We start from the raw sequence: 18,201 nt of genomic DNA, 5'->3' as shown, positions 1-18,201 counted from the left end.
CAGGGAATGAATTCCACGGGGCTTTTAGCAAAAGTCCTCGGTCGAGGACAGAAGAATTCATTAGTCCTCATAGCGAGGACTTTAGCTTTGAGGCAGGGGTTGAAACCCCTGCCGGACTCAGGGCTTAGCGTTAAAAGCCCGCCCTCGAATTTAGCTATTTAACCTTGCAGCTTACCGCCCAGATTTTCTCGGCGATGTACCATCAGCCGATCGCGAACGACGGATCAGCACGCTCATCACCTGCTTCGGATTCGCTGCACGCTGTGGGGGACTCCAATCGCCCACTTCTGCAAATCCCAGCCGATACAAAGTGAGTATGGTTTCCCTGACACCTTTGGGCGAACCTACAACCGTTAACAGCACCACTTCCTGTTCGCATACTGCTGCTGAGTCGTCATTTGGGCGATCGAATTTGTTGTCGTCAGGCAAGAATTCCTGTGACATAATATGTTCTCCTGGTTTTGGGTTTTCTAGAAAAACCCAAAAACCCAGCCGCCCCGCAGTTCAACACATAGCAGGGCGGCTACAGAGGATGTTAAGATACTCCGTTAGCCTCCAGACTGCTAGTCCCAGTTTGGCGGTTAGCTGTCCATTGCTGTTCGCGCAGCTTTGGGCAGTGCAACTAGATTTTTGGGCGACGCGGGCTGCCTCCTCTACAAGCAAGCAACCTCTCACTTCAAAGCGTAGCCGCAGATGGGGGCCGCCGTCAATCGATTTTGGATTTTAGATTTTGGATTTTGGATTTACTCGTTACCAGCGTCAGCGGCTGGAAACCAGTTAGTTGGGCCGAAATGCTAAATTAAAAGTAATGTTGCTTTAGTACAACCATGTCCAAACGACTCACCATTGCCCAAGCACAGCAGCAGCTTCCAAACCTACCCCAAGAACTTATCAATGAGCCTATCATCATCACTCAAGATGGCGTTCCCGTTATGGCTGCAATGAGCTACACGCATTTGACTGAACTGTTAGAAACCTTAGATATTCTCACCGATACAGAATTCGTTGCCAAATTGCGCCAAAGCATCACCCAAGCACGCCAAGGGGAAACTATTTCCTGGGAAAATGCCAAAGCAAAATTGGGACTATGAATCACGGAGAAAATGCGATCGAATATGAGATCCAGCTTACGCCACTGGCACTGGAAATGTTGGAGGCAGTCAAAGATCGACGAGAACAGGAAAAATTGCGCGATCGCATTGATCAACTAAAATTTGAACCACAAAAGCAAGGCAAAGCCCTTGTAGATAACCTATCAGGATTTCGCAGCATCCGAGCTGTTGGACAGCGCTATCGTATAGTTTATCAAGTCGAACAAGATCGAGTTCTAGTTGTTGTCGTGGGACTAGGGAGACGTAAAGATGGTGACAAAAAAGACATTTACACCATCTTAGAAAAACTGTTAGATCCGTGATTGTAACTTCTTATATCCGGCGTATTTAAGCCGAATAAATATCATTTGTATGGACACAACAGTGTTGTGTCCTTTGCCTGCGGTAATCTCACTCCTCGCTAACAGCCAAACCAGACACCACAGGGGCGATCGCATTTAACTTCAACACAGGATGTTCCCCTTCCACCTGTCGGCAATTCCACTCATTTCTAAACAGCAAAACCGGCCTTCCCCAAGTATCTTTCACCGTCACCGTATTAAACAGCCGCCCAACTTTTTCCAGCGCATCCCAACCGCCGTCAACCCAACGAGCTACACTGTAAGGCAACATATCGATCGTCGTTTCCACATTATATTCCGACTGCATTCTGAACTGCACAACTTCAAATTGCAACTGTCCGACAGCCGCCAAAATTGGCTCGCGTTTCGACTCATCAACCGAGTACATAATTTGCACTGCGCCTTCTTCCTGCAACTCCGAAACGCCTTTGCGGAACTGCTTAAACTTAGAAGGATTGGGATTTCTCAAAAAAGCAAAAAGTTCGGGAGAAAAACAGGGAATTCCTTCATATTCTAGTTTTTGGCCGGTGTAAATAGTATCGCCGATCGCAAATACCCCCGGATTGTTCAAACCGATCACGTCCCCCGGATACGCAACCTCGATCGACTCGCGATCCTGAGCAAATAACTTTTGAGGTCTTGACAAACGCACCGTTTTACCGCTGCGGGCGTGAGTCACGTTCATGTCCTTTTCAAACTTGCCCGTACAAACCCGAATAAACGCCACCCGATCGCGGTGTCTTGGGTCCATATTCGCTTGCAATTTAAACACAAACCCGGTAAAGTCTTCATAAGTTGGCGGCAAGTCTCCGGCGCTGCTCTTGCGGGCGATCGGCTTCATTGCGTAATCTAAAAACGCATCTAAAAACAGTTCCACCCCAAAATTGCTCATAGCGCTGCCAAAGAAAACAGGCGTCATTTTTCCAGCCCGAACTAAATCTAAATCGAGTTCAGTTCCTAACTCATCCAGCAGTTCCAACTCTTCTTTGAGCTGATAGTAAAGGTCTTGTTCTAACAAATCTTCAATCCGCGGGTCGCCCAATTCGATGACGGTATCGACAGCAGCCCGAGAACCGTGTTTACTGCGCTCAAATAAGTGAATTTTGCGCCCTCTGCGATCGAAAACACCTTTAAAGCGATCGCCCGTACCTATGGGCCAATTTACCGGATAAGTCTGCAACCCCAATTCCTTCTCAATTTCGTCCAACAAATCCAAAGGTTCTCTGCTAGGGCGATCGAGCTTATTAAAGAAAGTAAAAATAGGCAAACTTCGCAGCTTACAAACTTCAAATAACTTCCGAGTTTGCGGTTCCAAACCCTTAGCAGCATCCTCCAGCATCACCGCATTGTCAGCCGCCGCCAGAGTTCGATAAGTATCTTCGCTAAAATCTTGGTGTCCCGGAGTATCGAGCAGATTAATGTGATAATTTTGATACTCAAACTGCAAAACAGTAGAAGTAATAGAAATTCCCCGCTGCTGTTCCATCGCCATCCAGTCAGAGGTAGCGTGTCGCTGAGCCCGCCGCGCTTTCACAGAACCTGCTTCGTGAATTGCACCTCCGTAAAGCAGCAGCTTTTCTGTCAAAGTAGTTTTCCCCGCGTCGGGGTGGGAAATAATAGCAAAGTTGCGCCGGCGCTCAACAGCAGTTAGCAGTTCAGTTTCGAGTTCAGTTGTCATTACAAATTAGGTAGGGGAATCATCACCCGATCGTCATTATAGCCTGTGCTACAGTGGCTATTAAAGGTAAAATTATCACTAAAGTCAAGGAAGAAAAGTAATATGTACGACTCCGACAAGCGGAAGCTGCTATCACTGGTGTGCCACGGGGCGATTTTTTTCAGTACCTTAGTGTTCTCGATCGGAGCGCCGATCGCTGTATTGTTAGTATCAGATGACCCCGTTGTCAAAGAAAATGCCACAGAAGCGATCAATTTTCACCTTAATGTATGGCTGTACAGCACCGTGATTGTGGTGTTAACTGTCGTCACTTTTGGTCTTGCTGGCTTTATCCTAGTGCCAATAGGTTATCTTCTGCACTGGGGACTGACAATAATGGCTATCCTCCACGTTTTGCAAAATCCTAACCAAGCTTACCGCTACCCTTTTATTTTCCGAATAGTTTAGACAGCAAATCGCACTTCACTATCGATTTCAACAACCCGATTTCTTCAAGAAGAAACCGGGTTTTTAATTGTTTTATAACAGAAGGAAGAAGGAAGAAGGAAGAAGGAAGAAGGAAGAGGGAATAAAAAGAAACTATGCCCAATTCCCAATTCCCAATTCCCAATTCCCAATGCTATAAAAGCCCAATGTTATAAAAGCCCAATTCCCAATTCCCAATTCCCGATTCCCAATTCCCAACTTTCATCGAATTTCAGCAACTCTCGCAACCTCTGCAGGCGGCATAACTGCCTCTTTAGCATTCAACTTTTGATTCAACTCGCGAATCCGGCGCGACAGCAAGCGAATAATATTCACAGCAATTCCCGGCGTTTCATCAATCGCATCGTAGAGCTGCATTTGAGTCAGCATCAAACACTCGGATTGTTCGAGAGTAGAAATAGAAGCCGATCGAGGTTCTGCATCAAACAGCGACATTTCCCCGAAACAAGCCCCGGCTTTTAACTGTGCCAAATCCCGATCGCCTATATGCACTCGCACCGTTCCCGATACCAAAATATAGAGCGATCGACCTTCTTGTCCTTCAGTAAAAATCCTGTGCTTGGAAGGAAACGAAAGTTCATCCATTACCGATGCTAGACGCACGAGAAAATCATCCCGCAGTTCCTTAAAAATCGGAACCTCCCTGACAAACAATAGGCGTTCGACGCTGGTTAACATAATGCGATGCAGTGATTAATTTAAATTTAAACAAAGGAAGAGGAATTGGGAATTGGGCATTGGGCATTGGGCATTGGGCATTGGGCATTGTTTCTTTTTATTCCCTCTTCCCTCTTCCTTCTTCCTTCTTCCTTCTTCCTTCTTCCTTCTTCCTTCTTTACCTTTTTCCCCCAGCACCCAACTCGGCCATCATCTCTTCAACTTGAGCGGATACCAAATTATCGGGATCGTTTTGCAGCCTCGGCAACAATTCGACCAAAGCCCGCGGCGAGGCTATTTTCAAATAGGCTAACACTGCTTCGCGGACAAAACCCGTCGGGTGTTGCAGACAGACAAGAGTTTGTTGAGCGGTAAGGCTCCAGCGCGCTTCCCTCGCCAAGTGAAAGCAGCACGCCAAAGCCCAATCCGAAAGGAAGTGGCGCAATTCTAGCAAGCGACGCAAGCGATCGCTAGGGGCTAGAGGTTTGTAAACCATCAATTCGGAGAGATTGCTCAATTTTTCTCTTTCCGAGTGCTGATCCAACAAATTGATCAGCGATCGCTTCCTAGCTATATCCACAGTATTGTCGAGAATTTCCAATCCCCTAGCAACCAAAGAAGGTTGGCCGGAAGCGAGGTTGAAAGCAGCGGCCTGTACTGTGTCCAGCGGATAAAGAAACTTCATCAGCAAAAAACACCGCTCCTTAGCATCAGCTTCCAACCCCGCCAGAGCCCGCTGCAACAATTGAGCCGTATCGTTCCCAGGTGCTCCGGTGCTGTTGGCATCCCGATCGGAGAAATTGCCGTAGGTTGTTACCCCAGACAAATCTACCAGGCCTGCATAAATTTGACCGATAAACATTAACTCCTGTTCGATGAGAGTTTCCAAGCCGCTGCGGCCGATGCGGTCTAGAGCGCCTTCTATCCCCGCTTCCGAAGGCATTTTCAACAGAATGCGGAGGATGTTGCGCCTGGTAGTTCCCCAAGCCGTCATCAAATTGCTGACCAAAATGTCGATCGCCTCCGGAGTCCCAATTTGACCCAGAGCCGTCCAAGCTTGCAACCTGACCAAATCCGACTTGTGGATGTCCTCAGCCAAATACACCAGCAAAGGAATCGCGTCGTTGTGAAGTTTGACTATAGCCTGCAAAGCTGCTTCCCGAGTCGATTTGTAACCGAGTCCGCGCAGCAGCGAAGGATAATATTCTTCCGAATGAGTAGACGAAATCACGTCTAACAGAGCGCAGCGCACTCGCAGAGATTCATCTTGCAACAGATTGGGGATGTGCAGGCGCAATCCTTGCAAATAATCAGCTTCTCCCAGAGCCCGCGTCCCCATAACACGTTCCCGCTCTTGTTTGTGCGTCAGCATTTGGCGCAGCGTGTTAGTAGCCTCTGCCTTTTGCTGGCGATCGCCCCTTCTCATAATTAAAGCAGCCGCCGTACCCCGCACCACCGGATCGACGGTCGGCTGCAAGTAAGGCCGCAAGCTGTCAATATTCGGTTCAGCTTCCGTCAGCCAGATGTAGCGCAAAGCCAAGGCCAGCACCTCCGGCGGCAAGGATTGCCGCGATAGTGCGCGGACAGATTCTAAATATGCCGGGTTCGGGTGTTGCAGCATCGTTTCCAAGCTCTGGCGCTGCAAACCTGGGGACAGCGAATCGAGGATGGGAGCCAGAACTTCTCCGACATTTTTGGGGTCAATTTGCGTCAGGAGTTCTATGCAAGAGCGCTTTTCATCTTCGCCCCCCGGCTTTTGTAGAGTTTCCACCACTGCGCGCTTCAGAGCTTTGAGGTCAACGTCTGTGACGCCCAAGCGCCCCCGTTCCGCACTTTTGACCAACAAACCCACGTATTGAGAGCGGATCAGCCATACCACAAACACCCACACTAGCGCCAACACCACGATCGCGCCAATAAATATCAAGCTTTGCTGGTCGTGAAATGCCTTTTCGTCTTGGCGGGGGAGTATCTTGTCTGTCACCCACAGCATAATCAGGATGCCAACTCCTGTAACTCCGCAGGACAAAGGTTCGCCCACACCGTTGACCAGAGTTTGAATGCCCGATCGAATATTGTCGGGAATTGGTTGGAATAAAACCGGGCTAACGGTTTCCAGCAGCGTGTAGTGCAGCAGTTCGTCTAAAAATCTCAGCAATATCAGTCCGATGAACACAGATACTAGCTGGCCCAGGGATGCTCCTATGGTCAGCACCCCGAGTATCGCGATACCCGCCGGCAAAATCACCGCCGTCACAAATACACCGATTCTTTCTACCAAGCGACTGGATGCGAACCACTGAGTCGCCACTTGAAACAGGCCTTGTATGCCTTCGTAAATGCCCAGGAAGCTAGCGATCCAGCTAGCTCCGTCCCCCGGGTTTTGGTATTCTAGCTGGCTGTAGAATTGGAAATCTACCAGGACATAGAGGACTTCTGCGAGGACGAAGAAACTGACTAGAGGTACGGCGTATTTTTGCAGCGGGCCTGTAACTTTGCGAGCGGTAAATTCTTGTTGGTCGTCGTCTTCATCGTCATCTGTCCAGTGAGCTGTTTCTGGAAATGCTTGATAGTATTTTTCCGTGAGGTAGTACAGCAACAGGGAGCCTGCCGCCACCATCAACCCCGATATGAGGGTAACGTTTTTTAGTCCGACTACGTGCAGCAAAACAGGCAGAGAAAATCCGCTGACTACTCCAGCCACTAGATAGCCGCTGCTGACTAGGGGATAGGTGCGCTTGATTTCTCTAATATTAAACAGTTGGTTGGAGGTGATGGAAGTGTTAAGGTCGTTCAGGACATAGCAAGCTTCCACCCACAACCACATCAAAAAAATAGTAATAAAAGCAATGCTTATTCCAGCTATCTTAGTATTTTCGTAGCCGATGCCGAATCGAAACAAAAATAGCGGTACCGACATCATTCCCAGAACCACTACGACGGTGCGCCTTAGCGGCAGGATTTTTTGCAGCCACGAGTAGACAAATCCCAGGCCCGAACCGATAAAGGCGCTGGCTATGTAGATATAAGGCATTTTGTCGGCACCGTACTCGTCTAGGAACAGACCTACCGTGCTCAGTTCCAGCCAGATCAGCCCGACGGAGGTTAGAGTGTAGACGAGGAACATCAGTACGGTTCGCTCTACTTCTTCCGATCGCAGGTTGAGCGAGCGCAGCACTTTTTGTCCTGCTCCCGCCCAAGCGCTGATTTGAAAATTTTCCATGCTTCTCGTGCGTTGATATCCCGATTTGTGGTAGCGTGTCACCGAGTTCCGGCATCCAGCAGAGCGATCGCCAGTCGGTCAATTTTAGATTTTAGATTTTAGATTTTAGATTTACTCCACAGACGAATCTGAAAGAGCGAACTCGGGTCTAAAATTTTTGGCCCTCCACGACAGCAGTCGGACACTTCTAGCCGTTTTTGGGCGGGGTCATTAGTCTGTTGTCACCAGTCTATTACTATTGACTGATGACTAATGACTATCTATTTATACTTTCTTCGGCGACAGCAGCATCATCATACTGCGTCCTTCTTTTTTCGGGGCTTGCTGCACTTCTGCTATTTCCTGCAAATCTGTGGCCATGCGTTTGAGCAAGTCCTCTGCTAGGTTGCTGTGTTGGATTTCCCGACCTCTGAACATAATCGTGGCTTTTACTTTGTCCCCCGATTTGATAAAGCGGTCTGCTAGTTTGAGGCGCACTTGGTAGTCGTGTTCTTCAATTTTGTAGCGCATCTTCACTTCCTTCACGTCGGCAGTGTGCTGCTTCCGCTTTGCTTCTCGCGCTTTCTTTTCCTGCTCGAATTTGTACTTCCCATAGTCCATGACCCGGCATACGGGCGGGTCAGCTTTGTCGCTGACAAGTACGAGATCCAGTTCTTTTTCCTCTGCCAGGCGCAGCGCTTCTGCGGGCGTCAAGATCCCTAGTTGCGCGCCGTCGGTATCGATCACCCGGATTTTGGGGTATCGAATGTTTTCGTTGATCTGGGGTAGGTTGCGATTTTGTCTTCTTTCAATCACAGGCATGAATGGTTTTACAAGCAGTAGTTTAATAGCGAAGCTTCTTGATAGTTACAGGTTTGAACAGTCCATATTTCACTTGGACGATCGAACTGTTTTGTAAGGTTTTACCCTTAGCGGACGTACTACCGCGCCCTGTGTCCCCTCCGCTAAAGCGTTGGGGAATATTTGGACGATCGTAAATGAATTCTTACAATACTTGCTATTCTACTCAGTCTGGCTGAGTTTCTGTCTAGTTTTATTTTAACTTCACACACGATCGGCCGCCCGGTTGCCCGATTGATGACAAAACGGTCAAAAATTCAGGGTAAAAGGTTAATGATGAGGTAAAACGGCTTTTTTACCCCATCTCGCCCGGTCTGGCCAGTCCCCCAAGTCGCCGGATTTCCCTTGTAGAATGAGGTATAAGCAAGTGTAAATTTATGTTGCGATCTGAGGCAAAATTGGCAAATTCTCTGCTGTGGCACCAACGGGTGGGAACTCAACGAGACTGGATGTGGCGGGGCTGGCAAACTCGCTACACTTATTTGCGACCGGCTTTGGGGCGAAATCAAGACGCGATCGAATCTCAAGATTCTGCGGCCGGGGGAATTGCCCCGCGCGCCTCGGGAACGCCGATTATTTTACTGCACGGGTTTGGAGCTTCTATCGGTCACTGGCGACAAAATCTCGCCCAACTCGCCGAAAACCAAACGGTTTACGCCTTGGATTTGTTGGGCTTTGGCGCTTCGCAAAAAGCTCCGATCGACTACTCTGTGTCTTTGTGGGTCGATCAAGTTTATGATTTTTGGCTGACTTTTATCAGAGAGCCGGTTGTCTTGGCAGGAAACTCGATCGGCTCGCTGATTTGTTTGGCCGCAGCGGCGGCTCACCCGGACATGGTGGCCGGCACGGTGATGATTAGCCTCCCAGACCCCTCTGTGCGAGCCGAGGCGGTGCCTGGATGGCTGCTCCCGGCGATCGAAGCTGTGGAAAGTTTGTTTGTTTCTCCGCTCTTGCTCAGGCCTTTGTTTTATTTTGCCCGCAAGCCTTCCTTTGTCCGCCGCTGGGTTGGCTTTGCCTACTCCAACCCCGAAGCTGTTACCGACGAATTAGTGGAAATTCTAGCAGGGCCTGCGGGCGATCGGGGAGCAGCCCGCGCCTTCTGCGCTTTATTTAAAGCTGTAGGCAGTTCACAATTTTGCCCCAGTGTCAAGACTGTAATGCGAAATTTAAGAATCCCGATGCTGTTGATTTGGGGCAAACAAGACCGGATGATTCCCCCTCGGTTTGCCCGACCCCACCAATTTGTCGAATGCAATCCCAATTATGTAGAGCTAGTTGAATTAGATAATGCGGGCCACTGTCCCCAGGATGAATGCCCGGAACAAGTAAATCAAGCAATTTTGAACTGGATGAGCGGGAATTTTGCACCTATGGGCGAGAGCGAATTGCAGCGATGTTGATTAGACAGGGGGCGGTGCGTTCCTAACGGACAAAAATAACTTGCGAGTATCTATCCCGCTCAAAAATAAAGTGGTTAGAACTCGATCGCACTCGGTGGTATGGTATAGCAGATGTTGAAGGAAGAAGGAAGACCGAAGTTGCAATCGGCCTTTTATGTTTGAGCAATTAAGAACGTCCTAACCGTCAGGTGTGGTTGCTATATTACAAAACTTCCCTCACTGGAGAGTCAGTAGATTTGAGATTGACTTTAGGGTCGCTCATGGAGGCTTGAACTAACCTCAACAACCTTTTTGCTTGAGGCAAATCCTTTGGGAAAGCAAGTTTCCGTCTTTTTGTGAAGTCATTTATCTACTTTATTTTAGGGTAGCTTTTTTCATAAATTCAGAGATTGACACAATCGCCAAGATAGTGTATCTTCTCTAACTGGTAGTATATATATAAGCCATGCAGTTAGTCGAAAGGCAGATCGTCAAACCAAAAGACAGGTTTTATCCAGAAGCCGATCTATTGTTTTTGCTGTCCAAAAAACTTTACAACTGCGATAACTATATCTACCGTCAAAACTTTTTCCCCCCTCAACGAACCAAAGCTCTGGCTGTCCATCGTGCACTCAAAAAGAGTGTTAATGACAAAGCATTGCCCGCCAAAGTAATACACAACACTCTCCGGTTACTGCTGACAGCATGGACTAGCTATCATAGTTTCACCTTGGCGGGCCTAGTCGCGATCGCCCAACGAAGTTTCAAGCAGCACCGAAAATCCCTGACTCTAAACATTCAAGAAAAAAAGAGAGAAGGGGCGCTATGTAGTTGTACTTGACTGTCAAAGTCTCAGCAACAAGGCTTGTCCAAAAGGATATGCCATTTGGTCTGGGACTAACTTTGACTGCCCTCAAAAGTCGAATTAATCTTGGAAATCCGGATTGTTCCCGAGATAGGTTGTTAAGTTGTTGGGGTGCTTTATGAAAAGTTAGAATAAAACGCAAATGTAAAGCGGATTATAACCCTTGCTGTAACGAGCTTCGCCAATATTAAAGAGCTATGAAACCCCTCCCTGGAAAATCCGTAAAATTCTACCTTCTAACTTGTACCTTCTAGCTTCAAGAGACTCCTTGTTTCTTCTTCCTAAAATAAATACCTTCCCTTGTACCAGCAATCTTTCAGTCACCTTATAACCGATCGCCCCCAAGTATACGGGAAAGTTCAAAAATGCCAGAATCTGGCATTTCGGAGCCTGTTAACGCATAAAAAAGTCAATTTAGCCAACAACTGACGGCCTATCGCCCCCGGTCTGCTGGCGGCTAAATGCTGAAAGCCGATCGAACAAGCAGCGCCCTACCAGCTTTTGGCAGTAACGCAAACGAGGAAAAAACTGTCGTGAAATTCCACTGGCTACTACCGAGTTTCTTAAGTGTATTTTTGCTCGCCGGGGCCGCCGAAGCAGCTAGACTGCAATCTTGGCGGTTTGAAGCTTCAGAGAACCGGCTCTACATTACAACAGACGGGGGAGTACAACCCAAGGCTCAACTGATTTTCAACCCGACGCGGTTGGTGATTGACTTACCGGGGACGAGTCTGGGCCGTCCCTCGGTCAGCAAACCGCTCTCAGGGGCGATCGAATCGGTGCGGGTAGGGCAGTTTGACAGCGATACGACCAGAATTGTGGTCGAGATCAGAGACGGGTTTACTCTAGACCCGGAGCAAGTAAAATTCCGGGGGATTTCTGCGAGCGAGTGGACAGTGGATTTGCCAACGCCGGTGCGGGGAGGAGATAGAAACCCGATTTCAGAGCCTGGGGGAGAAAGGTTATCGGTTCAACCTTCAGCACCCCAAGCCCAGTCGGCCGAGGCGACTGTAGTTCAGAACGTTCAGGTGACGGCGGACGGTTTTTTAGTCGGCACTGCGGGCGGCAGCCCCCAAATTAATTTTCAACAAAGTCGGGCCGGGGACATCGCCACCCTCGATATTGAAGGAGCTACTTTAGCTCCGGGCCTGAGCAGCCAACAGCCTCAAACGAACGGCAAGCACGGGGTTGACAAGATTGAAGTGCGACAACTGCCAACAGACCCGCCCGTTACCCGCGTGACTTTGCGGATGAAGAGTCCTAATACTCAGTGGCAGGCGTCTGCGAGCAATTTGGGCGGGGTTGTGCTATTGCCTGCAAGTGTAAGACAGCCCTCGGTTTCCCGCAGCCTGACTGTAGCTCCTCCAGCAAGACAAGCTCAAGGAAATTTAGCGAGAGTTCAGTCAATTGATTTAGCTAGTAACGGCACGCAACTGGTGGTGAGAACTGACCGCCAAGTCTCCTATACCAGCGGGTGGGACCAGGGGTCGAGAGCTTACTGGATCAGGATCGCTTCTAGTTCTCTGGCGGGGCAAATTCCTCAGCTCGATGCCAACAGTCCTGTATCGTTTAGTGCCAGCCAAGAAGATACGGAGACTGTGGTGATCTGGGTGCAGCCGCGATCGGGGGTAGAGGTAGGCAGGGTGACGCGGCCGAGTCCGCAGTTGCTGTCTTTGCAGTTGCGATCGAATGCTAGCGCGCAGCAGCCTTTGACTCGCACTCCCAGCCCCCAGCCTTTGCCGAGAAGGACTTTCGGCACCGGCGATTTGCCGCAAGCTTCTAATCGCCGCGCCGTGGTAGCGATCGATCCCGGCCACGGCGGCCGCGATCCCGGGGCAGTGGGGATTCAGGGCATTCAGGAGAAGGAGATTGTTTTGGATATCTCGTTTCAGGTGGCGAGGCTGCTGGAACAGCAGGGGGTGCAGGCGGTGATGACTCGGACTGACGACAGCGAAATCGACCTGGAACCGAGAGTTTCCTTGGCAGAACGGGTGAATGCTAGTTTGTTTGTGAGCATTCACGCTAATGCGATTAATATGAGTCGGCCGGATATTAGCGGGATTGAGACTTATTATTTCGAGAACGGGCAAGATTTGGCCCGGGTGATTCACGGCAGTATTTTGCAGGGGACGGGGGCGACTGACCGCCGGGTGCGGCAGGCGAGATTTTATGTTTTGAGGAAGACTTCTATGCCTTCTGTTTTGCTGGAGGTGGGTTTTGTAACGGGTGCTGAGGATGCTGCTAGGCTTTCTGACCCAGCTTACCGCAGTCAAATGGCGGCTTCGATCGCTCGCGGCATTTTACTTTATCTTCAACAAAGATAATATATTGCCGGAGGGATTCGGGATTGGTAATTGGTAATTGGTAATTTTCCCTAATGACTGATGGCTGATGACTGATGGCTGATGCCTGCTGACTATTGACAACCGACTATTGACAATTAACAAATGACAACAGACTCTGGACAACAAAGAATCGGTATTTTTGACAGTGGCGTGGGCGGTTTGACTGTTTTGACCCAGTTGTACCGACAATTGCCCAACGAATCGATACTTTATTTTGGAGATACGGCGAGGCTGCCTTACGGCACTCGTGCCGCGTCGGAAATTGTGCAGTTTGTCCGCGAAATTATGGCTTGGCTGGTGGAACAGGATGTGAAAATGGTGATTATGGCCTGCAACACCAGTTCTGCTTTGGCGATGGAGATGGTGCAGGCTGAGTTTGATATTCCGGTGCTGGGAGTAATTCTGCCGGGGGCGCAGGCTGCGGTGCAACAAGGAAAGCGGATCGGAGTCATCGCAACTCCTGCTACGGCTGCTAGCAATGCTTATCGAAATGCGATTTTGGAGATGGACGATTCTTGCCTGGTGTGGCAGGTTAGCTGTCCGGCTTTTGTGCCGCTGGTGGAGCAAAACCGGATTTACGACCCTTACACTTGTGAGGTGGCTCGGGAATATTTGGCTCCTTTGATTCAGCAGCGCATCGATACGCTGATTTACGGCTGCACTCATTATCCGCTGTTGGCTCCTGTGCTACGCTCGCTTTTGCCTGCTGGGGTGACGTCGATCGATCCTGCGGTGCGGGTGGTGGCTGCTGCTGCCAGAGAGTTGGAGCTTTTAGGGCTGCGGAATCCTGGTACTGCGCTGCCAACTCGTTTTTGCGTGAGCGGCCCCCCGCAGCAGTTTGCGGAGTTGTCGGTTCAGTGGCTCGGTTGTACTCCGGCTGTTGAGAAAATATCCCTGCCGACAGTTGTACGATCGCCCGTATCGCTGGAATCGGGCGAATAAGCCGGAAAATTTATAGGTTAATCTAACCCCCCAAAACTCAGGTAAAGCTGGTTCTGGGGGGTTTAATTATTGCGATGTAACCTAGCAATTACACATCAATAGGTAATATTATTGAACAAAAGCTTTGATGAACAATGCAAATAATGTCCTATACGTGCTGGATCTCTTCAGCCTTGAACCATGTCACCCTATGTATCGCAAGCAGTTTTACTTGTAGACGGCTATAACATAATTGGACTTTGGCCTCGACTCCGAGAGAAGCGCGATCGCGACGAACTCGAAACAGCTCGCCGCGAGTTAATAGAGGTTTTAGTTAACTACAGCGCTGTTCAAGATTTTGAGGCCAGACTGGTGTTTGATGCCCACTATCGAGATACTCCCAGCGTTAAAGAAATTATTACTAAAAATTTATCGGTGCACTACACTGACTTCGGTCAGACAGCAGATACTTATATTGAAAAATCTTGTGCTAGTTTGCGCTACGAGTTGCGATCGGTCAAAGGCAAAGGCCGCATGATTGTCGCCACCTCAGACCGAGCGCAGCAATTGACCGTAGTAGGCTACGGTGCCGAATGGATGTCTGCCGAACAACTAGCGGCTGATGTAGAATCCACAGCCCGCCGCAGCGAGCGCCAGCACAAATCCCGCAAACACAATTCCAGCCGCTTTCTCGCCAGTTCCCTCGATCCAGAATCCCAGCAGCGCCTCGCCAAGTTGAGAATGGGGCTGCATTAGCTGCCGAAACCCCCTTGCTGTATAACAAAAAAAAAGTTTATCAAAGGCCTTGCCAAATCCAGTAAGTTCAGCTATTGTTAGTAAATGTGGGTAACAAAAACCCCCAATCCTCGGTAGCTCAGTGGCAGAGCGGTCGGCTGTTAACCGATTGGTCGTAGGTTCAAATCCTACCCGGGGAGTTAGTAAAAGTCTGAAGTTGGAAGTTTCCAGCTTCAGATTTTTAGCATTTTCACATCGATATTGTTCATTAATTAATCCGGCGATGGTTACATCCATTGCGAGTGCGATCGATGTTTTGTAGTAAGGAAACGGCATTGCCGTCTCCTCACTCAATATTGCTCAATTACTTAGCGCCTTAAATCGCATCGCTGTGAGTGTGAATTAACTCACCTTCCATAGGTATGGAAATATTCAACTTAGACAACTCCGGGTTTAATATCGCCTTGACAATACCAGAACCAACCATCACCTCCAAACAACCAAGGGCTTGATGAAGAGCTACTCGAGCGTGTTGCACAGAAAAACGCTCCCCAAAAACCTGTACAAGCTGCCGATAAATTTGTTCAATGTACTGAGTGCGGCTCAAAATGTCAATCAGCAAACCATAAAAACCGGTAACAGGCAACCGCTGACCGTTCTTAACATAACACTTGATCTTGTTAATTTCACCAGCATTATAAACAGCTACAAATTCAACATCAGCCTCCACTAGGTCTAACTGAAACACGTTGTACGCCGAAAGTAGCCAAGGAACCTCCTCCTTTGAAAAGCGCTGCATCACCTGTTTCATACAACCCAAATCAAATCCAGCAATCACCGCTTGACCCAAAATATCATTCGTAAATCCACCTTGAGCTAACCACCGGAAAGCTTTTTCCGGGCTTAAATTCAAACCAGCATCCCGCGCAATTTCCCTTGAATGTTCTTGTAAATCAGTGAATTGACCGTTAGCAGCGTACCAATAATCAGCGAAGCGAATATGCTGTTCAACTCGGCTCCGTTGATTTTTGTCATACTGAGTTTTCAGCCAGTTGCCGTCGTGTTTCTCCTGCTCTAAGTCCAAAATTGTGTAAGCCAATTCACGGGCACCCGTGTGAGCTAAAGTCATGCCCGCCGATAAAATCGGGTCAGCAAAACCAGCAGTTTCACCTACCAAAAACCAATTTTCTCCTACTGTTTTATCAGCCAAAAATGACCAATCTTTTGTAGTTTCAATCTTTCCCGTACTGGTAGCATTAGCGATTAACTTGTTGATGCGAGGTTCGCTATTTAGGGCTTCGGTATAGATATCCTCTGGTCGCTTTTTCAGTGACTTATAATGTTCCGCAGGGCAAACGAAGCCGATACTGGTGCGAGTTGGGCCCAAGGGAATGAACCAAAGCCACCCGTGACTCAAACTCATTACCTGTATCCGGGTGCCGCCAACGCCAATTTTATCTGACCATTCAGCGTTTGTCCAATAGTCCCAGATAGCTATATTTTGCAGCCGCGTCGGGCTGTGTGTCTTGACGCCCAAAGCTCGCCGCAGCACCCCAATGTGACCGGATGCGTCGATGTAGTAGCGGGCGGTTATTTGTTCTTGCGATCGCACGTGCAAAGCCGTAATCCGATCGCCCTCTGTATCTACTTTAACAACCGCAGTTTCTTCTCTTACCAAGCATCCCATTTCTTCCGCGTGGCGCAGCAAAATTTCGTCATATTTTGCTCGATCGACCTGGAAAGCAGTTTGCCGTCTCTGTCCCTCAAATTTAGCAGGGCGCTGTTCATCTTTAAACTGTTCAGGCTTAATGAAATTAAAATCCCAAGGCTGTGGATCTGTTCCCCAGCGATAGATTCCACCAATCTTAATCGGGAAGTCGGCGGCTTCTACTTTATCCCAGCATCCCATTTCTTGAAGCACATCGCTAATTTGAGGTAGTTGGCTTTCTCCAACGTGCTCGCGAGGGAATTTTTCTTTTTCTAGTATGAGCACGCTCAGATTGGGATTGTATTTCTTGAGCAGAGTTCCAGCAGTGGTACCAGCGGGGCCGCCGCCCACAATAACAACGTCGTAATGGCTCATATCAAATAGGGATAGTAGATGGTGAATTTGGGCATTGACGAGACAAATGTCTAACAATTCAGCCTCGGAATAAGCGAGGCTGAAGTTGTTTTGCAACAGGTTTTATCCGACTGCCAGTTTCTCATCTTCAGGTATGTGAGAACTGTGGGAAATATCCAAATTCTCTGTCCAAGTGTGAGCAATATCCAAATTCTCTGTCCAAGTGTGAGCAATATCCAGATTCTCTGTCCAAGTGTGAGCAATATCCAGATTCTCTGTCCAAGTGTGGGTCATAGTCGGTGCTAGCTCAGTGATTGCAGTTGAAGAATTGCTGTTAACTTCTGACATGATGAGTCTCCTTGTAAGTAAGTTTTGTCTGAAGAAGATTGCCTAGTTCTAAGAGTTAAAACTTTTACATCTGGTAAGCTACCCAGCTTTTAAAGGTTGCAAAATATCGCTGGTTTTGGCAAAAGGTTGCTCAAAACTATGCGTTTTTGCATAAACCAGAAGCTCAGCCGTCAGTTCTGTGAAAACTTCAAACAACTTCTCAACTATTTTAAAAGCCTCTTGACGAGTCTCTTCTGTCAGTTGTATGTCGCTAATCAATTGACCCGCTTCCGGCGTCCCTGTAGTATGACCTGTTTCCACTGCTAAGTGAAAATAGCCAAAATAAAGCAACTCCTTTTGGGTAATTGTTCGCAGTTCTTGGGCAATTGGTGCGGCAGTTGAAAAGAAGACATTACCAGTTGCTTCTATCACTTCCAAGATTGCTAGCTTCGCGATCGGACTAGCTCCAAAAGCGTATCGAAAAATTTGATGTGTTACCCACCGCGAACCTTTTGTTTCTTCATTCCAGAGAAAATTCAAAGTATCGCTGAACTTCACGGTATTGTTAATACCCAGTGTTTCCAAATCTTCCAAAAACCACAACCAGTGATGATCGTCTTCATAAGTATGATTGTTGACTATTGCCTGAAGTGGATCGTTGGTTGGTTCTTCTCGGAAGACATACTTGTTAAATTCACCAAAGCTCATAACGAAAGGAGCAACGCAGGGAGCGAAAGCTAGGCGCTGTCTTGGGTTTATACTTTTGTCCCGCATAAACTCAAATAGCCCAGATTTAGCAAATTCTTGCTTCTTCTTTTCAATTAAAGTTAATACTTCTTTCATCGTGAGCCACTTGATTCTCATCAATACGGTAGTGACTTAATCACTAGATGTATGTGATATAAATCACATACATCTAGTGTTTTAGATCATGTATCATTTTGTTCTCGATCGCGTAAACCTCCGTTTTCAAGCCCAGAGCGTCCCATTCGTTCTTGGTGACAAGGCTCAAACATCGAGCTAAACCTTGAATCGATCGGGATTTGTCGGTCAGATGCGCGATCGGCAGAACCGACTTGTTACAATATTGTGATGCTCAACTGCGTAAAGTTTCATACCGCACATCTCAGTGGGATCTCCTACCAGATGTGCTGTTGTCAGCCAGTTCACACCCTCTACACCTTTAGGCATCGACTTACCTTGAAAAATACAGAGTAATTACTTAATTTT

Annotated in this window: 19 protein-coding genes and 1 tRNA gene; 9 read left to right on the top strand and 11 right to left on the bottom strand. The window is 48.2% G+C overall.

What is annotated here, in order from left to right:
* Positions 1-171: 171 nt before the first annotated feature.
* Positions 172-444 carry a hypothetical protein gene (locus QUA20_RS09295; RefSeq protein WP_333187976.1) on the bottom strand — a complete coding sequence of 91 codons (273 nt, stop codon included), beginning with the start codon at positions 442-444 and terminating at the stop codon, positions 172-174.
* A 383-nt stretch (positions 445-827) separates the two neighbouring features.
* Between QUA20_RS09295 and QUA20_RS09290 the strand changes: the two genes are divergently transcribed.
* Together QUA20_RS09290 and QUA20_RS09285 are read left to right on the top strand one after the other, a co-directional pair.
* A complete protein-coding gene (locus tag QUA20_RS09290; RefSeq protein WP_015177371.1) occupies positions 828-1,091 on the top strand; it encodes a type II toxin-antitoxin system Phd/YefM family antitoxin in 264 nt (87 codons plus the stop codon).
* Positions 1,088-1,414, top strand: a complete 327-nt coding sequence (locus tag QUA20_RS09285; RefSeq protein ID WP_333187974.1) for a type II toxin-antitoxin system RelE/ParE family toxin — start codon at positions 1,088-1,090, stop codon at positions 1,412-1,414. The genes QUA20_RS09290 and QUA20_RS09285 overlap by 4 nt, the downstream gene beginning before the upstream one ends.
* 88 nt (positions 1,415-1,502) lie before the next feature.
* On the opposite strand, the gene prfC is transcribed toward QUA20_RS09285, so the two are convergent.
* The gene (gene prfC / locus QUA20_RS09280; RefSeq protein WP_333187971.1) at positions 1,503-3,131 is read right to left on the bottom strand and encodes a peptide chain release factor 3; all 1,629 of its coding nucleotides are present in this window, start codon (positions 3,129-3,131) and stop codon (positions 1,503-1,505) included.
* A 102-nt stretch (positions 3,132-3,233) separates the two neighbouring features.
* Between prfC and QUA20_RS09275 the strand changes: the two genes are divergently transcribed.
* On the top strand, positions 3,234-3,578 hold the full coding sequence (locus QUA20_RS09275; RefSeq protein ID WP_172191739.1) for a DUF4870 domain-containing protein: 345 nt from the start codon (positions 3,234-3,236) through the stop codon (positions 3,576-3,578).
* A 240-nt stretch (positions 3,579-3,818) separates the two neighbouring features.
* Here QUA20_RS09275 and QUA20_RS09270 read toward each other — a convergent pair whose 3' ends face one another.
* The 4 genes from QUA20_RS09270 to infC form a co-directional block, all read right to left on the bottom strand.
* Positions 3,819-4,295 carry a Crp/Fnr family transcriptional regulator gene (locus QUA20_RS09270; protein ID WP_333187967.1) on the bottom strand — a complete coding sequence of 159 codons (477 nt, stop codon included), beginning with the start codon at positions 4,293-4,295 and terminating at the stop codon, positions 3,819-3,821.
* Positions 4,296-4,310: 15 nt separating this feature from the next.
* On the bottom strand, positions 4,311-4,472 hold the full coding sequence (locus QUA20_RS09265) for a hypothetical protein (RefSeq protein WP_333187964.1): 162 nt from the start codon (positions 4,470-4,472) through the stop codon (positions 4,311-4,313).
* A complete protein-coding gene (locus QUA20_RS09260) occupies positions 4,453-7,497 on the bottom strand; it encodes a HEAT repeat domain-containing protein (RefSeq protein WP_333187962.1) in 3,045 nt (1,014 codons plus the stop codon). The genes QUA20_RS09265 and QUA20_RS09260 overlap by 20 nt, the downstream gene beginning before the upstream one ends.
* A gap of 264 nt (positions 7,498-7,761) precedes the next feature.
* Positions 7,762-8,298, bottom strand: coding sequence for a translation initiation factor IF-3 (gene infC, locus QUA20_RS09255; RefSeq protein WP_006635262.1), 537 nt, complete (start codon positions 8,296-8,298; stop codon positions 7,762-7,764).
* 416 nt (positions 8,299-8,714) lie between these two features.
* On the opposite strand from infC, the gene QUA20_RS09250 reads away from it, so the two are divergent.
* Together QUA20_RS09250 and QUA20_RS09245 are read left to right on the top strand one after the other, a co-directional pair.
* Positions 8,715-9,737, top strand: a complete 1,023-nt coding sequence (locus QUA20_RS09250; RefSeq protein WP_333187959.1) for an alpha/beta fold hydrolase — start codon at positions 8,715-8,717, stop codon at positions 9,735-9,737.
* Between the two features lie 445 nt (positions 9,738-10,182).
* Positions 10,183-10,557 carry a hypothetical protein gene (locus QUA20_RS09245; protein WP_333187958.1) on the top strand — a complete coding sequence of 125 codons (375 nt, stop codon included), beginning with the start codon at positions 10,183-10,185 and terminating at the stop codon, positions 10,555-10,557.
* A 219-nt stretch (positions 10,558-10,776) separates the two neighbouring features.
* Here QUA20_RS09245 and QUA20_RS09240 read toward each other — a convergent pair whose 3' ends face one another.
* Positions 10,777-10,944 carry a hypothetical protein gene (locus QUA20_RS09240; RefSeq protein ID WP_333187956.1) on the bottom strand — a complete coding sequence of 56 codons (168 nt, stop codon included), beginning with the start codon at positions 10,942-10,944 and terminating at the stop codon, positions 10,777-10,779.
* Positions 10,945-11,042: 98 nt separating this feature from the next.
* Here QUA20_RS09240 and QUA20_RS09235 point away from each other — a divergent pair, with 98 nt between their 5' ends.
* From QUA20_RS09235 to QUA20_RS09220, 4 genes are all read left to right on the top strand, one after another.
* A complete protein-coding gene (locus QUA20_RS09235) occupies positions 11,043-12,905 on the top strand; it encodes an N-acetylmuramoyl-L-alanine amidase (RefSeq protein ID WP_333187954.1) in 1,863 nt (620 codons plus the stop codon).
* A gap of 123 nt (positions 12,906-13,028) precedes the next feature.
* On the top strand, positions 13,029-13,868 hold the full coding sequence (gene murI / locus QUA20_RS09230; protein WP_333187951.1) for a glutamate racemase: 840 nt from the start codon (positions 13,029-13,031) through the stop codon (positions 13,866-13,868).
* Between the two features lie 180 nt (positions 13,869-14,048).
* Positions 14,049-14,603, top strand: coding sequence for an NYN domain-containing protein (locus QUA20_RS09225; protein ID WP_333187949.1), 555 nt, complete (start codon positions 14,049-14,051; stop codon positions 14,601-14,603).
* Positions 14,604-14,710: 107 nt separating this feature from the next.
* Positions 14,711-14,782: transfer RNA gene (locus QUA20_RS09220), tRNA-Asn, on the top strand.
* Between the two features lie 176 nt (positions 14,783-14,958).
* On the opposite strand, the gene QUA20_RS09215 is transcribed toward QUA20_RS09220, so the two are convergent.
* The 4 genes from QUA20_RS09215 to QUA20_RS09200 all read right to left on the bottom strand — a co-directional run bounded on the left by QUA20_RS09215 (position 14,959) and on the right by QUA20_RS09200 (position 18,162).
* Entirely contained in the window at positions 14,959-16,665 is a 1,707-nt protein-coding gene (locus QUA20_RS09215) for an NAD(P)/FAD-dependent oxidoreductase (protein WP_333187946.1), read from the bottom strand.
* 102 nt (positions 16,666-16,767) lie between these two features.
* Positions 16,768-16,992: a hypothetical protein gene (locus QUA20_RS09210; protein ID WP_333187943.1), complete on the bottom strand. Its 225-nt coding sequence runs from the start codon at positions 16,990-16,992 to the stop codon at positions 16,768-16,770.
* Between the two features lie 78 nt (positions 16,993-17,070).
* Complete coding sequence (locus QUA20_RS09205; protein WP_172191757.1) at positions 17,071-17,814, bottom strand: hypothetical protein; 744 nt, start codon at positions 17,812-17,814, stop codon at positions 17,071-17,073.
* 207 nt (positions 17,815-18,021) lie between these two features.
* On the bottom strand, positions 18,022-18,162 hold the full coding sequence (locus QUA20_RS09200) for a hypothetical protein (protein WP_333187939.1): 141 nt from the start codon (positions 18,160-18,162) through the stop codon (positions 18,022-18,024).
* Positions 18,163-18,201: the final 39 nt, after the last annotated feature.

The sequence above is a fragment of the Microcoleus sp. Pol7_A1 genome (assembly GCF_036701085.1).
GTDB classification, from domain to species: domain Bacteria; phylum Cyanobacteriota; class Cyanobacteriia; order Cyanobacteriales; family Microcoleaceae; genus Microcoleus; species Microcoleus asticus.
Note: the sequence above shows the minus strand (reverse complement) of the source record. Positions and strands in the feature narration are given on the sequence as shown.